Below are 1,522 nucleotides of genomic sequence, written 5' to 3'. Positions count from 1 at the left end.
CACTGTTCCAGCAATTGCTCGGTCAATTCACCGCGACCGACCGCCTGTTCCAGCTCACCACCACGCTGGGTGAGGATGCATTACTGGTTGAATCCGTACGCGGATTGGAATCCGTGTTCGATGCACCCCTGCCCATCGGGGCACAAGGCTTGCTACCCGATGCCCGGCAGTTCCCGCCCGGCTCCTGGGTCGAGCAGCAACACGCGGTGCCCCAGCCCATGCTGGGCAACATCCCGATCTGGCCATCCTTGCAAGGCCCCGCCCCCCAACCGGCCATGGCCTTGTTCACGGGCTATCGGCTGTTGGTCACGGTGGTGGCACCAACAGCCCACGACAACCTGCATGCGCTGTTGGGTACCCCCGCCTTGCTGGCCATGCAAACCGGCCTGTCGCGCAACACACGTCGCCCCTTTCACGGCCACATCACCGAAGTCTGCAGCCAGGGCAGCAATGGCGGGCTGGCGCGGTACCAGCTGGTGATTGAACCGTGGCTGAGCTTCCTTCGTCTCAATCGTGACAGCTGGGTCTTTCAGGAACAGACCGTGCCCGACATCCTGGACACCCTGTTCCGCGACTATCAGGGCAAAGGGCAACTGGTCCCGGACTGGCGCTTCAAGCTACTGGACCGTGGGATCTATCCACAGCGCAGCCTGATCACCCAATATCAGGAAAGCGACTGGCATTTCGTCGCCCGCCTGATGCAAGCCGAAGGCTTGTTTGGCTGGTTTGAGCACCAGGATGACCGCCACACCCTGGTCATCAGCGATCGCATGAGTTTTGACAGTGCCTGTCAGGCCAATCCGGAATCGCCGATCCGTTACCACCGCGGCGCCGCCACCGAAACCCGTGATACCTTCCAGCACTGGCAGGAACAGGTCACCCGGCAGCCCGGCCAGGTCCGGTTGGCCAGCTATGATTACCGCACCCTATCGCCCAACACCGTCGAAGCCGCCTCCTTGCTGCCGCATTGCCGGCGCAGCCCTGGTACCACCCAGCACGTCGACCATGTCAGCCACTATGCCTGGGTGAACCAGGCCGATGGTCAACGCCGTGCCGACAACCTGCAGGCCGGCTTCGACGTGCTGGCCCGCCATTGCCAGGCCACCGGTACGGTACGCACCCTGGCCCCGGCCCAGACCTTCCAGCTCAACCAGTATCCGCGTTATGGCGATGGGGCCCGGGTACGCGTGCTATCGGTACTGCACGAAGGCCGCAACAACCTGCAGGCAGACCTGCAAGCCTTGTTACATCAAGCCTTCGCCCAGCCTGGCAGCCCGGCCCAGCCGCAGGTCGAGTTCTACCGCAACCAGAGCCTGTGCCTGGAGGCCGGGGTCGATCAGGGCGACCGTCATTATGACCTGCCCTACAGCCCGCCATTGCCGCGCCATTTCGACAAACCCACCGCCAGTGGCAGCCAGACGGCCACCGTGGTGGGCCAGGCGGGCCGGCCGCTGGATACCGACCGCAACCACCGCGTCAAGCTGCAGTTCCATTGGCAGCGTGGCCAGCGCAGCCACAACCG

General features: G+C 64.0%; 1 protein-coding gene. It reads left to right on the top strand.

The features are described from left to right. Window positions 1-1,522 (top strand): type VI secretion system Vgr family protein (locus tag FFS57_RS24915; RefSeq protein ID WP_137940511.1); only part of this gene is annotated, 1,522 nt, incomplete at both ends.

This window comes from Chitinivorax sp. B (assembly GCF_005503445.1).
Taxonomy (GTDB): Bacteria; Pseudomonadota; Gammaproteobacteria; order Burkholderiales; family SCOH01; genus Chitinivorax.
This window is presented reverse-complemented; position numbering and strand designations above follow the sequence as displayed.